We start from the raw sequence: 439 nt of genomic DNA on the forward strand, positions 1-439 counted from the left end.
CTGACTCGTCAATATCCACCAGAGCGGTTAAATCAGGCCTGTGCGATTGCTAACACCCATCAACTCAATCGCCTGAAAAATATCAAAGCCATCCTGTGCAGCAATCTGGATACCGTCGTCACCGAAGACGAGAAATTGCCTGCATTACCCCAGCACCACGAAAACATCCGTGGCCCTCAAAGCTTCCATTAAGAGAGACCGTTATGAACCAGCAAAACATCACTTTATTACGACAACTGAAACTGACAGGTATGGCGCAGGCCTTACTGCAGCAACTGGAACAGCCCGGCACCTATCAGGGGCTGTCGTTCGAAGAACGGCTGCAATTGCTGATAGACCACGAGCACCAAAGCCGGGATAACCGCAAACAGCAACGGTTACTGACCAGCGCTACACTCAAAGTGCAGGCCAATGCCCGTGACATCAACTACGAGCACCC

General features: G+C 51.3%; 1 protein-coding gene and 1 pseudogene. Both read left to right on the top strand.

Translation table 11 applies throughout. The features are described 5' to 3' along the window. A pseudogene (locus tag EMM73_RS19900) lies at positions 1–192 on the top strand (IS21 family transposase); the annotation flags it as partial. An 11-nt stretch (positions 193–203) separates the two neighbouring features. Continuing rightward, positions 204–439, top strand: a 236-nt coding sequence (locus EMM73_RS19905) for an ATP-binding protein (RefSeq protein WP_222422716.1), incomplete at its 3' end; no start/stop codon positions are given.

It is taken from the genome of Rheinheimera sediminis, assembly GCF_004005375.1.
GTDB lineage: Bacteria > Pseudomonadota > Gammaproteobacteria > Enterobacterales > Alteromonadaceae > Pararheinheimera.